Origin of the sequence: Mesorhizobium sp. BH1-1-4 (genome assembly GCF_020165665.1) — a bacterium.
Taxonomy (GTDB): Bacteria; Pseudomonadota; Alphaproteobacteria; order Rhizobiales; family Rhizobiaceae; genus Mesorhizobium.
Genome location: NZ_JAIUIN010000001.1, coordinates 16,861 through 31,825 on the forward strand (window position 1 = coordinate 16,861; position 14,965 = coordinate 31,825).

At 63.8% G+C, this 14,965-nt stretch carries 13 protein-coding genes; 10 read left to right on the plus strand and 3 right to left on the minus strand.

Features of this window, described 5'->3' with window-relative positions:
- Nucleotides 1-75: 75 nt before the first annotated feature.
- From LB569_RS00085 to LB569_RS00110, 6 genes are all read left to right on the plus strand, one after another.
- On the plus strand, nucleotides 76-1,065 hold the full coding sequence (locus LB569_RS00085) for an arabinose ABC transporter substrate-binding protein (RefSeq protein WP_224690598.1): 990 nt from the start codon (nucleotides 76-78) through the stop codon (nucleotides 1,063-1,065).
- Nucleotides 1,066-1,136: 71 nt separating this feature from the next.
- A complete protein-coding gene (gene araG, locus LB569_RS00090) occupies nucleotides 1,137-2,648 on the plus strand; it encodes an L-arabinose ABC transporter ATP-binding protein AraG (RefSeq protein WP_224690599.1) in 1,512 nt (503 codons plus the stop codon).
- A 9-nt stretch (nucleotides 2,649-2,657) separates the two neighbouring features.
- The gene (gene araH / locus LB569_RS00095; RefSeq protein WP_224690600.1) at nucleotides 2,658-3,608 is read left to right on the plus strand and encodes an L-arabinose ABC transporter permease AraH; all 951 of its coding nucleotides are present in this window, start codon (nucleotides 2,658-2,660) and stop codon (nucleotides 3,606-3,608) included.
- Between the two features lie 25 nt (nucleotides 3,609-3,633).
- The gene (locus LB569_RS00100; RefSeq protein WP_224690601.1) at nucleotides 3,634-4,413 is read left to right on the plus strand and encodes an SDR family oxidoreductase; all 780 of its coding nucleotides are present in this window, start codon (nucleotides 3,634-3,636) and stop codon (nucleotides 4,411-4,413) included.
- Between the two features lie 14 nt (nucleotides 4,414-4,427).
- A complete protein-coding gene (locus LB569_RS00105) occupies nucleotides 4,428-6,140 on the plus strand; it encodes an IlvD/Edd family dehydratase (RefSeq protein WP_224690602.1) in 1,713 nt (570 codons plus the stop codon).
- Nucleotides 6,141-6,151: 11 nt separating this feature from the next.
- On the plus strand, nucleotides 6,152-7,057 hold the full coding sequence (locus LB569_RS00110; protein ID WP_140709378.1) for a dihydrodipicolinate synthase family protein: 906 nt from the start codon (nucleotides 6,152-6,154) through the stop codon (nucleotides 7,055-7,057).
- Nucleotides 7,058-7,063: 6 nt separating this feature from the next.
- Here LB569_RS00110 and LB569_RS00115 read toward each other — a convergent pair whose 3' ends face one another.
- The 3 genes from LB569_RS00115 to LB569_RS00125 form a co-directional block, all read right to left on the minus strand.
- Nucleotides 7,064-7,810, minus strand: coding sequence for an SDR family NAD(P)-dependent oxidoreductase (locus LB569_RS00115; protein ID WP_224690603.1), 747 nt, complete (start codon nucleotides 7,808-7,810; stop codon nucleotides 7,064-7,066).
- A 60-nt stretch (nucleotides 7,811-7,870) separates the two neighbouring features.
- Complete coding sequence (locus tag LB569_RS00120) at nucleotides 7,871-9,382, minus strand: UxaA family hydrolase (RefSeq protein WP_224536590.1); 1,512 nt, start codon at nucleotides 9,380-9,382, stop codon at nucleotides 7,871-7,873.
- 110 nt (nucleotides 9,383-9,492) lie between these two features.
- Nucleotides 9,493-10,167, minus strand: a complete 675-nt coding sequence (locus tag LB569_RS00125; RefSeq protein ID WP_140709382.1) for a GntR family transcriptional regulator — start codon at nucleotides 10,165-10,167, stop codon at nucleotides 9,493-9,495.
- Nucleotides 10,168-10,499: 332 nt separating this feature from the next.
- Between LB569_RS00125 and LB569_RS00130 the strand changes: the two genes are divergently transcribed.
- From LB569_RS00130 to LB569_RS00145, 4 genes are read left to right on the plus strand one after another with little or no spacing between them, the layout of a single operon-like run.
- Nucleotides 10,500-12,002, plus strand: a complete 1,503-nt coding sequence (locus tag LB569_RS00130; RefSeq protein ID WP_224690604.1) for a sugar ABC transporter ATP-binding protein — start codon at nucleotides 10,500-10,502, stop codon at nucleotides 12,000-12,002.
- Nucleotides 11,999-12,994 carry an ABC transporter permease gene (locus LB569_RS00135; RefSeq protein ID WP_224690605.1) on the plus strand — a complete coding sequence of 332 codons (996 nt, stop codon included), beginning with the start codon at nucleotides 11,999-12,001 and terminating at the stop codon, nucleotides 12,992-12,994. Before LB569_RS00130 ends, LB569_RS00135 begins: the two co-directional genes overlap by 4 nt.
- A complete protein-coding gene (locus LB569_RS00140; protein ID WP_224690606.1) occupies nucleotides 12,994-13,989 on the plus strand; it encodes an ABC transporter permease in 996 nt (331 codons plus the stop codon). Before LB569_RS00135 ends, LB569_RS00140 begins: the two co-directional genes overlap by 1 nt.
- A 32-nt stretch (nucleotides 13,990-14,021) precedes the next feature.
- Nucleotides 14,022-14,957, plus strand: a complete 936-nt coding sequence (locus LB569_RS00145; protein ID WP_224690607.1) for a sugar ABC transporter substrate-binding protein — start codon at nucleotides 14,022-14,024, stop codon at nucleotides 14,955-14,957.
- The last annotated feature ends 8 nt before the right edge of the window (nucleotides 14,958-14,965 follow it).

Sequence of the window (14,965 nt, forward strand, 5' to 3'; positions counted from 1 at the left end):
TTGACGAGTATGATAAAAGCGAATACAGACTCCGGCATCCGGGCCGAGCGTCCGGCCTATCGCTGGGAGGTAATCATGCGACTTTTGAAGACCGCGCTCGTCGCGGGCGCGCTTGCCGTGCTGTCCGTCACGACCATCGCTGCATATGCTCAGGACACCAAGATCGGCTTCATCGTCAAACAACCCGAGGAGCCATGGTTCCAGGACGAATGGAAGTTCGCCGACCAGGCCGCCAAGGAAAAGGGTTTTACCCTGGTCAAGATCGGTGCCGAGGACGGTGAGAAGCTGATGTCGGCGATCGACAATCTCGGCGCCCAGGGCGCGCAGGGCTTCATCGTCTGCACCCCGGACGTGAAGCTCGGCCCCGGCATTGTTGCCAAGGCAGCCGCCAACAACCTCAAGCTGATGACCGTCGACGACCGTCTGGTCGGCGCCGACGGCAAGGCGCTGGAAGACGTTCCGCATATGGGCATCTCGGCCACCAAGATCGGTGAGGCTGTCGGCCAGGCGATCGTCGACGAGATGAAGGCACGCGGCTGGAAGGCCGACGAAGTCGGCGCGATCCGCGTTTCCTATGACCAGTTGCCGACCGCCGTCGACCGTGTCGAAGGCGCCATCTCGGTGCTGAAGGCCAACGGCTTCAAGGCCGAGAACATTTTCGACGCTCCCCAGGCCAAGACCGACACCGAAGCGGCCCTCAATGCCGCGACCGTGGTGCTCAACGCCCATGCCGACATCAAGAAATGGGTGTCCTTCGGCCTCAATGACGAAGCGGTGCTCGGCGCCGTGCGCGCATCCGAAAGCGTCGGCATTCCTGCTGACGGCATGATCGGCGTCGGCATCGGCGGCGCGGATTCGGCGATCAACGAATTCAAGAAGCCGACCGCCACCGGCTTTGTCGGCACGGTGATCATCTCGCCGAAGCGCCATGGCTACGAGACGGCGCTCAACATGTTTGACTGGGTCGCCAACAACAAGGAGCCGGAGAAGCTGATCCTGACCTCCGGCGCGCTGGCCAAGCGCGACGACTACCAGAAGGTCCGCCAGGGCCTCGGCATCGAATAACCCTCCCTGTACAAACAGGCGGCGGCTCATGCCGCCGTCTGTTTGCCGTGGCATAAGAAGGATCGACGCCCGTGTCCTTTCTCGACTTCTCGCGCATCACCAAGACCTATCCGGGCGTCAAGGCGCTGTCGGATGTCTCGTTCGGCGTCGACAAGGGCGCCGTGCATGGCCTGATGGGCGAGAATGGGGCCGGTAAATCCACCCTCATAAAAATCCTGTCCGGCGATCAGCATGCCGACGAGGGCGAGATCCGCATCGACGGCAAGGTCCAGGCCTATGCCTCTACAAGGGATGCCTTCGACAATGGTGTCATCGTCATCCATCAGGAATTGCAGCTCGTGCCGGAACTCACCGTCGCCGAAAACTTGAGCCTCGGCCGCTTTCCCGCCAGCGCCGGCGTCATCGCGCGCGGCAAGATGCTGGAGGATGTCGGCGCCAAGCTGAAATCGGCCGGCATCGAGATCGATATCAGCCGCAAGGTCAAGACGCTGTCCATCGGCGAACGCCAGATGGTCGAGATCGCCAAGGCGATCATGCTCGATGCGCGTGTCATCGCGCTGGACGAGCCGACCTCTTCGCTGTCTTCTCGCGAGAGTGAAATCCTGTTTGCCCTGATCGATCGCCTGCGCGGCGAGGGCAAGGTCATCATCTATGTCTCGCATCGGCTCGACGAGGTGTTCCGTCTCTGCGATAGCCTGACCGTGCTGCGCGACGGCAAGCTCGCGGCGCACCACGCATCACTGAAAGGCGTCACCCGCGACCAGGTCGTCGCCGAAATGGTCGGCCGCGAAATCTCCGACATCTGGGGTTTTCGGCCACGCAAGGCCGGCGATGTCAGGCTGAAGGTCGAAGCGATCTCCGGAGAAAAACTGAAGGCGCCGGCCAGCTTCGAGGCCCGCGCTGGCGAAATCGTCGGCTTCTTCGGCCTCATCGGCGCAGGCCGCTCGGAACTGATGCGGCTGGTCTTCGGCGCCGACCCGCGCTGGAGCGGCACCATCATTGTCGATGGCAAGGCGATCCATGCCGCTGACCCGCATGGCGCGATCCGCGCCGGCATCGTGCTGTGTTCGGAAGACCGCAAGCATGACGGCATCATCCAGGGCCGTTCGATCGAGGAGAACATCAACATCTCCTCGCGGCGCCATCACGCGCGCTTCGGCATCCTGAACCGCGCCAGCGAGATCGCCACGGCCGAAACCTTCATCAAGAAGCTCAAGGTGCGCACGCCATCGCGCAGGCAGGACATCATCAACCTTTCCGGCGGCAACCAGCAGAAGGTCATCCTTGGCCGCTGGCTGTCGGAGCAGGGCGTGCGGGTTCTGATCGTCGACGAGCCGACACGCGGCATCGACGTCGGCGCCAAATCGGAAATCTACGAACTGCTCTACCAACTGGCCGAGGACGGCATGGCGATCATCGTCGTCTCGTCCGAACTGCCTGAGGTGATGGGTATTTGCGACCGCATCCTGGTGATGTGCGGCGGGCGCGTCAGCGCTGAACTTTCCCGCGACCAGTTCGACGAGAAGGCGATCCTGGCCGCGGCACTTCCCGACACCAAAACCCCCGACGCCATCGCATCCTGAGGACCTGACATGACCGATCAGCTGAAGAAGATCCTGCTCGGCGAACAGGGCCTCGTCGTCATTTTCGTCGTTGCCTTCGCGCTGGTCTCGCTGCTGGTTCCCAATTTCCTCACAGACCGCAACATGCTTGGCCTGCTCCAGTCGGTGGTCACCGTCGGCATCGTTGCCTGCACCATGATGTTCTGTCTCGCGGCGCGCGACTTCGACCTGTCGGTCGGCTCCATCGTTGCCTTCGCCGGCATGGTCGCGGTGATGGCGTCGAACTACACAGGTTCGATCCTGCTCGGGCTGCTGGCGGCGATCGCCTGCGGTGCCTTTGTCGGCTTCATCAACGGTGTCGTCATCGCCAAATTCCGCATCAACGCGCTGATCACGACGCTGGCGACCATGCAGATCGTGCGTGGCCTTGCGCTGATCGCGTCCGATGGCCGCGCCGTCGGCATCAACAGCCCGGATTTCTATCAGCTTGCGCTGTCCAAGCTGCTTGGCATCCCAACGCCTGTCTGGGTGCTGGCACTTCTGTTCTGCATCTTCGGCTTCGTGCTCAACCGCACCGTCTTTGGCAAGAACACGCTGGCCATTGGCGGCAATCCTGAAGCCTCGCGCCTTGCCGGCGTCAACGTCGACAGAACCCGCATCTGGATCTTCGCCCTGCAAGGCGTCGTCTGCGGTATCGCCGGCATCCTGCTGGCGTCACGCATCACCTCCGGACAGCCCAACGCGGCGGTCGGGCTCGAACTCTCGGTCATCTCGGCCTGCGTGCTCGGCGGCGTCTCGCTTGCCGGCGGCCGCGCCACCATGTCGGGCGTCATCGTCGGCGTGCTGATCATGGGCATTGCCGAAAACGCCATGAACCTGCTCAACATCCCGGCCTTTTACCAGTATATCGTGCGCGGCGTGATCCTGCTGCTCGCCGTGCTGCTCGACAATCTGCGTTCGTCGGCCCTGGGTCGGCGTTGATCCGTCTTCCAGGGGAGTGACAGCGATGGCTGAGCGCCTGTCCGGCAAACGCATCTTCCTGACGGGCGCCGCGCAGGGCATCGGTCTTGCCATCGCCGAGGCCTGTCTAGCCGAGGGTGCGAAATTGTTCCTCGTCGACCAGGACGGTACGTTGCTGGACAAGACCATCGCGGGCCTCGCGGCACCCGAGGGGCATGTCGGGCATGTGACAGCCGACATCAGGGACGAGGCCGCGATAAAAGCAGCCGTTGCCCGCGCGAACGCCGAGATAGGTCCGGTCAACGCATTGATCAACAATGCCGGAATGAATGTCTTCTCGACGCCGCTCGAGGCCACCGAAGAAGATTGGAACCGCAATTTCGACGTCAACGTCAAGGGCGCCTGGAATTGCAGCAAGGCGGTGCTGCCGGGCATGCTCGCGAATGGCGGCGGGGCGATCCTCAACATCGCCTCGACCCATGGCTTCACCGTCATTCCGCACACTTTTCCCTATCCCGTGGCCAAGCACGCCCTGCTTGGGCTGACCAAGTCGCTGGCGCTCGAATATGCCGGGCAGGGCGTGCGCGTGAACGCGCTGGCGCCCGGCTATGTCGAGACGCGGAAGGCCGTCGACTACTGGAACAGTTTTCCTGATCCGGCGGCAGCGCGCGCCAGCACCATGGCACTGCATCCCGGCGGTCGCATTGCCTCGGTGCGCGAGATCGCCCTTGCCGCCGTGTTCATGATTTCCGACGAGTGCCCGTTCATGAACGCGGCGACCCTCGTCATCGATGGCGGGCTGAGCCAGCTTCAGCATCCCGCCTGAATGCGGGAAAGACCATGACCAAGAGACGATCGCAGCATTGGTTCGGCGGCCAAGGCAAGGATGCCTTCATCCATCGCAGCTGGATGAAGAACAACGGCCTGCCCGACGATGCTTTCGACGGCCGCCCGGTGATCGGCATCTGCAACACATTCTCCGAATTCACCCCGTGTCATGTACATTTTCGCGGCCTGGTCGAGCACATCAAGGCCGGCGTGCTGGAGGCCGGCGGCCTGCCTCTGGAATTCCCCGTGTTCTCCTGCGGCGAATCCAATCTGCGGCCGACGGCGATGCTGTTCCGCAACCTCGCCTCGATGGATGTCGAGGAGGCGATCCGCGGTAATCCGATGGATGGCGTCGTGCTGATGGCCGGATGCGACAAGACCACGCCGTCGCTGGTCATGGGGGCCGCCTCCTGCGACCTGCCGTCGATCGTCATCTCCGGCGGGCCGATGCTCAATGGCCGCTTCCAGGGGCGCGCCATCGGGTCCGGCACCGATGTGTGGAAATTCTCCGAGGACGTGCGCGCCGGCATAATGAGCGAGCAGGATTTCGCCCATGCCGAGAGCGCCATGTCGCGCTCGCCTGGGCACTGCACGACCATGGGCACGGCTTCGACCATGGCCTCGATGGTCGAGGCGCTTGGGCTGGCGTTGCCCGGCAACGCCGCCTACCCCGCCGTCGACGCGCGCCGCAATCGCATCGCCCGCATGACCGGGCGGCGTATCGTCGAGATGGTCACTGACGATCTGCGCCCGTCGGCCATCCTGACCAGGCAGGCCTTCGCCAACGCCATCCGCGTCAACGGCGCCATAGGTGGCTCGACCAATGCGGTCGTGCATCTGCTGGCGATTGCCGGCCGCGTCGGCACCAAACTTGGCCTCGATGATTGGGATGCCTTCGGCCGCGACGTGCCGACCATCCTCGACCTGATGCCGTCAGGTCGTTTCCTGATGGAGGATTTCTGCTACGCCGGCGGCATTCCGGCTGTCATGAAAGAGATCGCCGACATGCTCGATCTCGACGCGTTGACGGTCACCGGCAAGAGCGTACGCGACAACATCGCCGACGCTCGGAATGACAATCCCGAGGTCATCCGTCCGCGCGACAGGGCGCTGACGCCGCATGGCGGCATCGGGGTGCTGCGCGGCAATCTGGCACCCGATGGCGCCATCATCAAACCGTCGGCCGCCTCACCATCGCTGATGAAGCATCGTGGCCGCGCCGTCGTCTTCGAAGACATCGACGACTACAAGGCGCGCATCGACGATCCCGCGCTCGACATCGACGAGACCTCGATCATGGTGCTCAGGAATTGCGGCCCGAAAGGCTATCCGGGCATGGCCGAGGTCGGCAACATGGCGCTGCCGCAAAAGCTCCTGAGAAAGGGCGTCCGCGACATGATCCGCATTTCCGACGCCCGCATGTCCGGCACCGCCTTCGGCACGGTCGTGCTGCATGCCGCGCCCGAAGCCGCCGTCGGTGGTCCGCTGGCGCTGGTCAGGAGCGGCGACATGATCGAACTCGATGTCGAGGCGCGGAAGCTGCATCTCGACGTGTCGGAACAGGAGCTGGCGCGGCGGCGTCAATCCTGGCTGCCGCCCGAGCCGGCGATGCGCGGCGGTTATCAGGGCCTCTATGTCGACCATGTCCTGCAGGCCGACCGTGGCGCCGATCTCGACTTTCTAGTCGGCAACCGTGGCCACGCCATTCCGCGCGAAAGCCATTGAGGGTGCGTGGGATGCCAAAATTCCAAGCCGATGATTTCCACGGCATTCACGCCATCCTCTACGCCCTGTTCGACACCCAGGAAAAACTCGACCGCGCGGCGATGCGCAGGCAGGTCGATATCTGCCTGGCGAGCGGCGTGCATGGCATGGCGGCGCTTGGCCTCGCGACAGAAGTTGCCAAGCTGACTGAAGCCGAGCGCCGCACAATCATGGACTGGACGGCGCAGGATACCGCCGGCAAGGTGCCGCTCGCCTTCACCATCTTCGGGTCATCGGTTGCCGAACAGGTCGCGCAAATACGGCACGCGGAAAGCGTCGGCGCCGATTGGGTGATCCTGCAGCCGCCGCCAGTTGGATCCTATGGAGCGCCCGAATACATCCGCTTTTTCGGCCGCGTCGCCGAGGCGACGGACCTGCCGGTGGCGATCCAGAATGCGCCGGCCTTTTTCGGCCGTGGCCTGACATCGGATGAGATTCGCGAACTGGTCACGCTCCACCCCAACATAAGGCTGATCAAGGGCGAAGGCCCGGTCACCGACATTGCCGGCCTGATCGAGCGCACCGAAGGCCGAATCCCCATCTTCAACGGGCGTGGCGGGCTGGAATTGATCGACAATTTCCGCATCGGCTGTCGCGGCATGATCCTGGCGCCGGATTGCATCGACCACGCCGTACGCGCCTATCAGGCGTTCCGCGCCGAAGACGAAGCAATGGCCGAGGCGGCGTACGAAAGAATGCTGCCGGCGGCTGTCTTCGTCATGCAAGGCATCGAGAACCTGATCTGCTACGGCAAGCGGCTGTTCGGCGCCCGCGCCGGTATCCAGATCCACGATCGTGCACCAGCGATGCGGCCAAACGAGAGCGGGTTGGCAATGGTGCAGCACTTCGCCGCCAGCCTTGGCCGGCTGCCCGCCTGAACAGCGTCAGTAGGTCGTTCGCCCGCCGGAGAGATCGAAGGTGGAAGCAGTTGTGAAACTGTTCTCCTTCGAGACCAGCCAGGCGACCATGGCGGCGGCCTCGTCGACCTCCAGCAGGCGGCCGCGTGGGATACGCGAGCGCATGTATTCTATGTGCTCGGCCGTCAATTGTTCGAGGATGCGCGTCTGCGCCGTGGCTGGCGAGATGCAGTTGACCGCGATGTCGTATTGCGCCAGCTCCTTGCCGAGCGATTTGGTCATGCCGATGACGGCGGCCTTCGAGGCTGAGTAGGCGGCGGCGTTGGGGTTGCCCTCCTTGCCGGCGACCGAGGCGATGTTGACGATGCGCCCGTAATTGCGCTCCTTCATCCCCGGCACCACGGCGCGGTTGACGTAGAAGGTGCCGTTGACGTTGACGTCGATGATTTTCTTCCACACATCGACATCGTAGGTGTCGAGCGGGGCGGTGGGGCCGGCAATGCCCGCCGAATTGACGAGGATGGAGATCGTGTTCGCGATCTCCTCCGTCCTGGCACGCGCGGCGTCCACAGAATCCCAGTCGGCTATGTCCACGACCAGCGTCGTGGCCGCCTTGCCGAGTTCCCGCTTGGCCGTATCGAGGCGCGCCTCGTCGAGGTCCCACAAGGTGACCGTCGCACCCGAGGCGACAAAACGCTTCGCCATCGCGAAGCCGAGGCCTTGCGCGCCTCCGGTAACCACGGCGTGTTGGCCGTCGAGATCGATCCTGTTCATGCCGGGGGTTCTTTCCGTCTGAGATATGGGAGGGGTGCGTGTTGAAAGCGGGCGGTGCTGCTACATCGTCGCGCCGAGGCTCCAGGGCACGAATTCGTTGTCGCCATAGCCGAGCGCTTCCGATTTTGTGCGTCCGCCCGATGCCACGCGCAGGATCTCGGCGAAGATCTCCTCGCCCTTGTCCGCCAGCGTCACGCCGTCGAGGATGTCGCCGCAATTGATGTCCATGTCGTCGCGCATCTGCTCGAAGACGAAGGAGTTGGAGGCGAGCTTGATCGAGGGGGTCGGCTTGCAGCCGAAGGCCGAACCGCGCCCGGTGGTGAAGCACAATATGTTGGCGCCGCCGGCCACCTGTCCGGTCGCCGAGACCGGGTCGTAGCCGGGCGTGTCCATGAAGACGAGGCCGCGCTCGTTGATTGGCTCGGCATATTCCAGCACCGCGCGCAGATTGGTCGTCCCGCCCTTGGCAGAGGCGCCCAGCGACTTCTCCAGGATGGTCGTCAGCCCGCCGAGCTTGTTGCCGGGGGATGGGTTGTTGTTCATCTCCATCTCGTGCCTGGCGGTATAGTCCTCCCACCAGCGAATGCGCTCGATCAGCTTTTCGCCGACGGCCCGGCTTTCGGCGCGACGCGTCAAGAGATGTTCCGCGCCGTAAATTTCGGGTGTTTCCGAAAGGACGGCTGTCCCTCCTTGCGAGACCAGCAGGTCCACCGCCGCCCCGAGCGCGGGATTGGCGCTGATGCCGGAATAACCGTCCGAGCCGCCGCATTGCAGCGCCAGCACCAACTCGGAAGCCGGCTGCGGCGTCCTTTCTGCTGCATTGACGACCGGCAGCATCTCGACGATGGCCTTCACCCCGGCATCGACCGTCTTGCGCGTGCCGCCGGTCTCCTGGATGGTCATCGTGCGGAAAATGGTGCTTTCCTCGATGTTGTAGGATTGCATCCAGCGCGGGATCTGGAAGGCTTCGCAGCCGAGCCCGACCATCAGCACGCCGCCGACATTGGGATTGGTGGCAAAACCCCACTGCGTGCGCTTCAGGAGATCGTAGGCCGGGCCCTTGGTGTCGATGCCGCATCCGGTGCCGTGCACGAGCGAGATGACGCCGTCGACATTGGGATAGTCGCGCAGCATGCCTGAGCGGTTGACCTCTTCCACGATGAAGCGGGCGACGCTGGCCGAGCAGTTCACCGACGTCAGGACGGCGATGAAATTGCGCGTGCCGACTTTGCCGTTCGGCCTGCGGTAGCCCATGAAGGTCGCCCGTTCGGCATCGGGAAGGACCGGCGTTTCCCTGGCGTCTGTGCCATGCCCGTAGTCGCGCTCGAAATCGCGCAGGTAGACATTGTGCTCGTGCACCCAGTCTCCGGCCGCGATCGGCCCACGCGCGAAGCCGATGGTCTGGCCATACTTCACGATCGGTTCATCCGCCCCGATGTCGAGCATGGCCATCTTGTGGCCGCGCGGGATGCGGGCCCTGGCGGCCACGTCGCCGGCCCTTTCGCCGGCCGCCAACGGATCGACAGCAAGCAGGATGTTGTCGGCGTGCGATAGCTTGATGAAGCGCGTCATTACCCCAACTCTGAAAAGCTCTGCCTGGAGGAGGAATCGAGAGCTGAAAGACAATAAGAATACTAATATAATAGACAGCGGCTGGTCAAGCCGTGGCGCTGCCCGCCGCTTCAGCCGAGAAGGTCGGCGGCGACTTCGAGCGTGTTGCGGAAGGAGGTTTCGAGATGGTGCTCCATCGCCTGTGCGGCGCCCTCGGCATCGTGTCGTTTCAGAGCGTCGAGAATGGCTTCGTGCTGCTCGATCGTCTGTTCGCCATAGCCGGGCTTCGGAATGGCGAGGTAGCGGCCGCGGTCCATCTGCGCCTTCGAGATGTCGACGGCCCGCCAGATCATCGGCAGGCCGCAGATTTCGGCGATGGTGCGATGGAAGACATCGTCGAGCTGGATCGCGGTGGCATATCGGCCGCGCGATATGGCAAGCCGATGCGCCGCCATATTGTCCTCCAGCAGTTCTGCCGATGCCGGTGTGAGCTTGACGGCCGCGCGCCGCGCGCTCTCCATCTCCAGCGCCCGGCGGATGACATAGGCCTCCTCGAGGTCGGCGCGGCTGATCGGCGCGACATAGGTGCCGGTCTGTGCCAGGATTTTCACCAGGCCTTCGTCGCTGATGCGCTTGACCGCTTCGCGCACCGGAGTACGCGAAACGCCGAGCGCCTCGGCGATCGCCACCTCGTTGATCACTTCCCCCGGCTTCATCTGTCCCACGACGATCAGGTTGCGGATCTTCTGATAGATCTGATCGCGCAGCGGCAGAGCCCGATTGAGGGTCGAAGGGTCCAGGTCCATGGCAAATCCGTAGCTCGTTCACTGGAAATGATCAGATTATATTAGAATGTAAATCGGAATGCACTCGACGCGAGGGGTGACGTCCGTCGAGAACGGAGTGGTCGCATAAGTTCATGAAATCCAGCTTGTCAGAACTGTTATATTAGTGCAATAGTCGATCTGCCAATCGGAATTTGACCGGCAAAATGAGGTCCTGAACCAAGCCGCATGCCACGAGGCGAGCGTTCCGGGCCACCGTTGGTTCGCGTTTCAATGAGGAAGAATACTAAAATAACAATGCTGCCCAATGCCGAGACAACGGGCCGTCCTGCCAGGGAGGAACCTAGCCAGACATGACTGCCGCCGCCGATTGCGCCTTGGACATGAGAGGCATCAGCAAGATCTTTCCGGGCGTGAAGGCCCTGTCCAACGTCAACTTCGCCGTCAGGTTCGGCACCGTGCACGCGGTCGTGGGCGAGAACGGCGCCGGCAAATCGACGCTGATGAAGGTGCTCAACGGTTCCTATGCACCGACCAGCGGCACCATCAAGGTCGGCGGCGCCGAGGTGCGCATGCGACGTCCCGCCGATGCACAGGCGCTCGGCATCCGCATGGTGCACCAGGAAATCAACCTGGTTCCGGACCTGACTGTGGCGGAGAACGTCTATCTCGGCCGCATGCCCGGCAAATGGAGCTGGCTGCGCAAGGGCGAGATGGTCAGGAAGGCCGCCGCCGTCCTTGCCGAACTGGGCGCCGCCATCAATCCGCGCGAGCGGCTCGGCAATCTGTCGATCAGCCAGCAGCAGCTCGTGGAAATCGCCAAGGCCTATGCGGCGCAGCCCCGGATCATCGTCCTCGACGAGCCGACATCGAGCCTCAGCGAGCATGAAACGGCGGCGTTGTTTCGCATCCTGCGCAAGATGCGCGATGACGGCATCGCCATCATTTACATCAGCCATCGGCTGAAGGAAGTTCTCGAGATCGCCGACGAGGTGACCGTGCTGCGCGACGGCTCCATGATCGAGACTCGTCCGATCGAAGGCATTACCGCCGCCCAGATGATCAGGTTGATGGTCGGCCGCGAGGTCTCGAATGTCTTCCCCAAAAGCCCGGCAGCGATCGGAAAGTCGGTGTTGCGCGTCGAACGCATCGGCGACGGCACGCGCTTCCGCGATGTCAGCTTCGATGTGCGGGCCGGTGAAATACTGGGCTTGACCGGCCTCGTCGGCGCCGGCCGCACCGAGGTGGCGCGCGCCATCTTCGGCCTGTCGCGGCTGGTCGAGGGCACGGTCAGCGTCAACGGACGCAAGGTCTCGATCAACTCTCCGTCGCAGGCGCTCAAGGCGGGGATCGCCTATGTTCCCGAAGACCGCAAGGGCGACGGTATCGTGCCCGGCATGTCGATCCGGGAAAACATCAGCCTGCCCATCCTGCGTCGCCTCAGCCGTTTCGGGCGCATCAAGCGCGGCGCCGACCGGGCACTGGCGGCGGACTATGTGAAGCAGTTTTCCATTTCGCCGCCCGACGGCGAGCGGCGCATCAACCTCCTGTCCGGCGGCAACCAGCAGAAGGCGGTGATCGCCAAATGGCTTGCCGCCAAGCCGTCGGCGCTGATCCTCGACGAGCCGACGCGCGGCGTCGATGTCGGCGCCAAGGCCGAAATCCACAACATCATCGGCCAGCTCGTCGCTGGCGGCATGGCGGTGGTGATGATCTCCTCGGAACTGCCGGAAATCCTGGGTGTCTGCGACCGTGTCGTGGTCATGCGCGACGGACATGCCTGCGAGCCGCTGGAGCGCGCCGAACTCAGCGAAGAGCGCATCATGGCTCTGGCGACCGGCGAGGAAATCGCGTGACCGACGCGGCCATGGAGATCAGCGGCGTCACCCCCGACCGTTTTACGCGCGGCAGCAGGCTTGTCGACACCCTGTCGAAAGCGGGACTCGCTTTCGCCATCCTGGCCGTGATGCTCTACGGCTCACTTGTCAGCCCGGCTTTCTTCACCTCAGGCAATTTGCTCAATGTCCTGACCTCGATGTCCATCGTCGGCATCGTCGTCGTCGGCATGACCTTTGTGCTGGTGGTGGGCGGCCTGGCCGACCTGTCGGTACCGGCCACCATTGCCTGCGGCGCCATCCTGTCACTCGGGCTGCAGCCGATGATCGGGCCGCTGCCGGCCTTCGTCCTGGCGGTGGGCCTCGCCGGCCTGATCGGCCTGCTCAACGGCGTGCTGGTCGGCTATGTCGGCATCAACCCCATTATCGCCACGCTCGGCATCGGCACCATCGGACTGGGCATCGTGCAGGCCGCCGTCGGTGGCGTCATCGTCTATGGCAGCAATCCGGCCTCCGCCGAATTCGCCAAGGGCCGCCTGTTCGGCATCCCGGTCGTGGTGCTGATCTTCCTGCTCATTGCCCTCATCGGCCATTTCGTCCTGTCGCGCTCCTTCTGGGGCAGATGGACGCTCGCCACCGGCGGCAATTACGCCGCCGCCGAGGCAAGCGCGGTGCCGGTGCAGGCCGTCAAGGCCGGCGCCTTCGTCATCACGGCGCTCGCCTCCGGCATTTCAGGCGGCCTGCTCGGCCTGACTTTGCAGAGCGCACGGCCGCTCATCGGCGCCGGCTATGAATTCAGCGCCATCACCGCGGTGGTGGTGGGCGGCGTGTCGATCATCGGCGGCTTTGGCTCCGTGCCGCGGGCGATCGCCGGCCTGATCTTCGTGCAGCTTCTGACCAACGTCATGGTGCTCGGCGGCGTGCGCACGCCGATCCAGGGTTTTGTCCTCGGCATCCTGATTGTCGGGGCCGTCGGCATGGATGCGGCATTGCGCAAGCGAGGGGTGGCGTGATGCGGTTTCTGGCGCTTGCCTCGCGGCACAGGGTCGTGATCATCCTCGGCCTGACCCTCATCATTTCCGCACTGGTGGTTCCAGGCTATTTCTCCGCATCGACCCTTGGCCTCGGCCTCGACCGCGCGGCGACGATCGGCCTGATCGCCATCGGCCTGACCGTGCTTTTGATCGCGGGCCAGATCGATCTTTCAGGCGGCGCCGTGTTTGCCCTGGCCGGCATCGTATCCGTCATCCTGCAGCGCGAGATCGGCATCCTGCCCGCCGCGATCGTCGGCATCCTGGTCGGCATGCTGGCAGGCGCCATCAACGGCGCGCTGGTCGTCGGGCTGAAGGTGAATTCCCTCGTCCTGACATTGGCGACGATGCTGATCTTCCGTTCGCTGGCGCACTGGATCACCAACAGCCAGCCGGTTTCGGGCGCCGACATCATGCTGTCGCTGGCGCTGGCCAAGATCTATCTCGATGTCTTCACCATCCGCAGCGCGCTGTTCATCATCCTGATCGTGCTGTTGCATGTCTGGCTGACACGCACCATCCCAGGCCGCAACGTCTTTGCCGTCGGCTCCAATCCGGCGGCCGCCAAGGAGAGCGGCATCGCCTCGGACCGCATCGCCTTTCTCGGCTTTGTCTTTGCCGGCACGCTTGCCGGCCTGGCCGGGGTTCTCCAGAGCCTCGTCACCAACACCGGTTCGCCCGTCTTCGGCTCGGAACTGACGGTCGCCGTCATTGCCGCGGTCGTCGTCGGCGGAACCCGCCTCGAAGGCGGCAGGGGATCCGCGCTCGGCACGCTAGGCGGCGTGCTGACCATCGGCTCGCTGACCATCGCGATGGAGTTCCAGTCCGTTCCCGCATACGTCCAGCAGGTCGTATCGGGGCTCATCCTGATCCTGCTCGTCGTGCTCGATCGGGCCGTTACTACCAAGGGGAGGGCTCCGGGCACGCGCCCCGCGCTCATCAGCGACAATCCAATCACTCAAGGAGGAAACACATGATTGGGAGGAAAAGCATGATTGGGAGGAAACACATGATTGGCAAGAGAAGAATGCTGCAGATCGCCGCCGTGGCGTTGCTGGCGTCGACAGGCTGGGCCAGTGCCAAGACGGTCTGCTACGTGACGGCGGCGGATTCGCATGCCTATGCGACGCCGGCCAACAAGGCGCTCGAGGCCCGTGCCAAGGAACTCGGCGTCGATATCCTCAGCCTCAGCCAGGATTTCGATGTCCAGAAGGGCACCGAGCAGCTCAACACCTGCGTGGCGCGCAAGGTCGACGGCATCATCCTGTGGCCGCTCGACCCGCAGGCCTACATTCCGGGCCTGGCACGCGCGCAGCAGGCCAATATCCCGGCCATCCTCATCAATTCGCCGATGAGCGACGACGCCAAGCCGTTCATCAAGTCCTTCACCGGACCTGACGTCTACGAGGAAGGCAAGCTGGCGGCGGATTCGCTGAGCAAGGCGCTTGGCGGCAAGGGCTCCGTCGTCATAATCGCCGGCCAGGCCGGCAACGGCACGACGATCGGCCGCGTCACCGGCTTCACCGACCGCCTCAAGGAAACCAACGCCGACATCAAGGTGCTCGATACCGTCAACGCCGACTTCGACCAGCAGAAGGCGCTGGTCGTGAGCCGCGACCTGATCACCCGCTTCGGTGATCAGATATCAGGCGTCTACGCCAATGACGACACCATGGCGCGGGGCTTCATCGATGCCTGGAAGGAGGCCAACCCGTCCAAGGCGGCGCCGCCGATCGTCGGCATCAACGGCCAGAAGGACGCGTTCGAATCGATCCGCACCAACGAGATGTATTCGACCATCGTCCAATCGCCGGTCGAGGACGGCCGCCTGGCGATAAACACCATGGCCGAGATCATCGACGGCAAGGAGGTCAAGGACCGGCTGCCGATCCCGCTGACCGTCGTCACCAAGGACAACGTCAACGCGGTCGAGCCGGCGTTCTGACGTGGCAA